The following is a 3,576-nucleotide window of genomic DNA, read 5'->3' as shown; positions in this document are numbered from 1 at the left end:
TCTAACGTCATTCCATCTGTACCACTTATCCAGTCATACAAATGGAATCTTATCCATGGCATACCATTAGACATGCGCGCCTCCTTCTTTTATTAAATATAAAATTGCTAAAGCATCTGCTTCGTTGTCGTCTTTAGGCGTATGTCCTTTGGAACATATTGCCTTAATCATTTTTACTTTTGATGCGTTTCCTTTTCCTGTTGTTGCTTTCTTAATTGTGCCAACAGGAATGCCTTCATACGGTATCTGATGATGTTTACACCACGTCGTTAAGGTTGATAACAAGTCACCGTAAATATGCGCTGCATCAGTACTATTATGACGCCTCACTTCTTCAAAATACATCGCGTCAATGCTGCCTACTGTCTGTTTTATTTCTGATAGACATCTCTTAAAGCGTAAATAATGCATTCCACCGACTTCAAAATATCGGGGGTGGAAATTCATGACACCACTGATGATGTGACCATCCGCACCGCATATCGCCCAGCCTGTCTTGGTCCCTAGATCAAGACATAAAATGGTTTGTGCGTTAGTGATCATAATCCCCCCTTTAAAGCTCTAAGTATTTATATGTGTGCTATGACAGAGCGCGTAGTTATAAGTTTTAAAAAATTGGATTAACTCAATTCAGACGCACACTACACGCATCATTTATTAATTTGATTTCTTCTTCTCTTTTTTTGATGAGGTCATCCCTTAAGAAGCCAAGATTACTTTCGACTAAAGCTGTAAACAAAAGTAGCTCATTTAGGCGATGAAAAGATGACAAATCTTGAGAAAAATAATTATCAAACCAAGTTGTAAAAGCTTGCGTAAAGGCAGATGAAAACCATTGATTAAAATCATCGTATGGCAATAACGGAAAATAATTTCTATCATCACGCGCAAAAATATTTTGCAGTATATAGACAAGATAACCTGTTGATGAGGGATCTATGCAACTTTCACATGTCTGATTAGGCGAGCGAACACCATAATATATGTCTTCACGTCCAATCTTATTAACAAGATTAATCAACTTGACTTTACTTATAGTGATATGCGGGACATCTATCATCTCTGATCTTTCTTTTTAAGAGTCTAAATGCTGCTGTTGTGACAGGGCGCGTTGTGATTGCCTGTCTTGCAAAAATGTTTTTGAAAAAGGAACCTCGCAATGATTCATTGTTAATTAACAATCCTCATTTTTGGCTCAAATGACGCAAGTTAAAAAACTTCTCCTGCAAAAATAAAATCGATCAATCTCGGTTCTTCTTTTTTGTTGATTAACTCAGTGATTTTATTGTTTAATTCATCAATAACTTTCATCTGTGAAGCTAACTTTAGCCTTTGGCTGTATAGCGTTTCATTTTTTTGCTTAATTAAAGTGGATAGGTTTTCAAGTACTACTTGCTGTTGTTCAATTGACTTATCTCGCTCTGCAAGAGTGGCTTCATGCCATCTCATCCAACTATCAAATTTTGACTTATGCCATTCTTCTCGTTTTTTAAGAATTGTTGTGTGAGTTTCGTGTCGTTTCACAAGATCTTCTACGCTACAGTCACGACATGGTACTTTTCTCCATTCTTCCACCAATCTATTTCCATTCTTCATTTTCGTATTACAACCTATTAATCTACAAAACTGGGTGTAGATCTTCTTCAATATTCCGTTTCTCATGATCTTTCTTCTTTAAGAGTGTGAATGGTGCTGTTGATGTTCGTTATTATCTGTAGAAGCAGCAATATGAGAAGATATTACTGTTTGTGATGCATTTGCTGTACTAATTTTCTCCACCAGATGAAGCGTATCTTTTCTTCGTTTTGTCATTGGACGAACAACTCTATGAGATTTACTCCCATAATTATGTAGGAACCAATCTAGTGTAACCCAAGATAGACCCTTGGCTTTAGACAACTGAATAATTATATTCCAGTATTTTGGAGAAATACTATTGCGATCACGCATTTTACGCGCAGCCTCATAGCTACAACCAATTTCTTTTGCAAATTGGCGTATAGATCCCCAAGATTCAATCAAACTTTTGACATAAAAATCATTAACCATGGCACAAATAGTACATTACGTACAATTTTAAATCAAGATAAAATCGTACACAATGAATTAAAAAAATAGTGGATAATGTACAAATGACTTATTTGCCAAAAGATAGACTTAAAATAGCGCGTAAGAATGCTGGATACGCAACACCAAGCGAAGCTGCGCGCGCTATACCAGCTCTTAATCAAAATACCCTAATTAGTCACGAAAATGGAAATCGTGGTATTTCGCGCCAAATAGCCGAGCTCTATGGACAAGTATTTAATGTAGATCCGGGGTGGATTTTGTATGGCGAGTCTCCTCAAGAAAATCCTAACCTCAATATAAGTATTCCTGTCGTTTCATGGATTAGCGCTGGAGAATTAAGCGAGCAAGATGGGATAATGGATTTTTCAGATTATCCTATGACAGAGGCTGTTAATCTTCCTGCCGGTGAATGGATTGCTTTACGTGTAGATGGGGCATCTATGAATAAAATTAGCCCTCCAGATTCTATAATATTTGTAAATATGCGAGACAAAAAACTTGTGCCTAATGCCTGCTATGTAATTGCAGATGAATCTGGACAAGCGACATATAAACGATACAGACCTAATGATGATCCTCCTTTTCAGCCCGCTTCATACGACAAAACAATAAAGGCTCCAAAACTTGAAGGCGCTATCTCTATAATAGGTCGTGTACGGCGCACTATTCTTGATATGTAAACACAATACGATTCTCTGTTCACGTTATCGATTAGATTGCCATCAACAGATTGAAGCAAGTTTGCTTGATTTTTATCAGTAAACAGCAAAATTTTGATTCTCTAAATTGTGCCGTGATTCGTCTTTTTTTATTTTTTTTAAAAAAATAGTACATTATGTACTTGACTATCTTTAGTGCATAATGTACTAATGTATCCATAAACCACGCACAAACAATCGCCAAGAGGCGTTAGGGAGGAAAAGNTATCTCTGAAGAAATTGCAGAAGCATATGTAAAAGAAAATATCGAACATCTCCATGAGGAGAGTAAAGTTCATGACTTTGTACGCGAGAGTGTTGCTTACCATGACCTTTTATCTGATTTAGCAAAAGAAAAATATAATGATGAGTTTTACGGTACCTATGAACAGCAGCACCGTTTGCGTCCTTGTGATGTGCTTTAAAATTCTTAAGGGCGTTTGAAAAAGCGCCCCCTTTTTCCCATCAATCCCACTCAATATGAGGTCCGTAATGGAAAAGCTAATTGCTATCCAGCAAAATACAAACAAACACGAAACAATTCCAACCATGTCTAGCATTGAAATTGCAGAGTTATGCGGTAAAAGACATGGCTATGTAATACGAGATATTCGTAAACTATTTAGCGAACTTAAAATCGACCTGAGTAATTTTGCTGGATTATACAAAGATTCAACAGGTCGTACTCTTCCTTGTTACCATCTTCCTAAACGTGAATCTCTTATTGTCATTTTAGGTTATAACACTGTGTTACGCGCAAAAATCATAGATTATTGGAAAAAATTAGAAGAGCAAGCAGCTAATCCCC

General features: G+C 36.6%; 6 protein-coding genes and 1 pseudogene. 3 read left to right on the top strand and 4 right to left on the bottom strand.

Annotation, left to right across the window (positions count from 1 at the left end; translation table 11 throughout):
• Positions 1-66: 66 nt before the first annotated feature.
• The 4 genes from ACFIKX_RS01260 to ACFIKX_RS01245 form a co-directional block, all read right to left on the bottom strand.
• The gene (locus ACFIKX_RS01260; RefSeq protein WP_375628639.1) at positions 67-543 is read right to left on the bottom strand and encodes a crossover junction endodeoxyribonuclease RuvC; all 477 of its coding nucleotides are present in this window, start codon (positions 541-543) and stop codon (positions 67-69) included.
• Positions 544-625: 82 nt separating this feature from the next.
• Positions 626-1,060, bottom strand: a complete 435-nt coding sequence (locus ACFIKX_RS01255) for a hypothetical protein (RefSeq protein WP_120100899.1) — start codon at positions 1,058-1,060, stop codon at positions 626-628.
• 149 nt (positions 1,061-1,209) lie between these two features.
• Positions 1,210-1,662: a hypothetical protein gene (locus tag ACFIKX_RS01250; RefSeq protein ID WP_375628637.1), complete on the bottom strand. Its 453-nt coding sequence runs from the start codon at positions 1,660-1,662 to the stop codon at positions 1,210-1,212.
• Positions 1,663-1,674: 12 nt separating this feature from the next.
• Positions 1,675-2,022, bottom strand: a complete 348-nt coding sequence (locus ACFIKX_RS01245; protein WP_375646109.1) for a hypothetical protein — start codon at positions 2,020-2,022, stop codon at positions 1,675-1,677.
• 110 nt (positions 2,023-2,132) lie between these two features.
• Here ACFIKX_RS01245 and ACFIKX_RS01240 point away from each other — a divergent pair, with 110 nt between their 5' ends.
• The 3 genes and pseudogenes from ACFIKX_RS01240 to ACFIKX_RS01230 all read left to right on the top strand — a co-directional run.
• Positions 2,133-2,750: a S24 family peptidase gene (locus tag ACFIKX_RS01240; protein ID WP_012754749.1), complete on the top strand. Its 618-nt coding sequence runs from the start codon at positions 2,133-2,135 to the stop codon at positions 2,748-2,750.
• Positions 2,751-2,995: 245 nt separating this feature from the next.
• Positions 2,996-3,193 (top strand): annotated as a pseudogene (locus tag ACFIKX_RS01235) (hypothetical protein); the annotation flags it as partial.
• 67 nt (positions 3,194-3,260) lie between these two features.
• Positions 3,261-3,576 (top strand): Rha family transcriptional regulator (locus ACFIKX_RS01230; RefSeq protein ID WP_375654162.1); only part of this gene is annotated, 316 nt, incomplete at its 3' end.

Origin of the sequence: Bartonella sp. CM86QHHN (assembly GCF_042194695.1) — a bacterium.
In the GTDB taxonomy this organism is placed as follows: Bacteria; Pseudomonadota; Alphaproteobacteria; order Rhizobiales; family Rhizobiaceae; genus Bartonella.
The sequence above is the reverse complement of the archived record's forward strand: the minus strand, read 5'-3'. Positions and strand labels throughout refer to the sequence as shown.

Excerpts from the sequence above, each read along its gene's own strand:
- ACFIKX_RS01260 (WP_375628639.1), bottom strand. The coding sequence starts at position 543 with ATGATCACTAACGCACAAACCATTTTATGTCTTGATCTAGGGACCAAG.
- ACFIKX_RS01255 (WP_120100899.1), bottom strand. The coding sequence starts at position 1,060 with ATGATAGATGTCCCGCATATCACTATAAGTAAAGTCAAGTTGATTAAT.
- ACFIKX_RS01250 (WP_375628637.1), bottom strand. The coding sequence starts at position 1,662 with ATGAGAAACGGAATATTGAAGAAGATCTACACCCAGTTTTGTAGATTA.
- ACFIKX_RS01240 (WP_012754749.1), top strand. The coding sequence starts at position 2,133 with ATGACTTATTTGCCAAAAGATAGACTTAAAATAGCGCGTAAGAATGCT.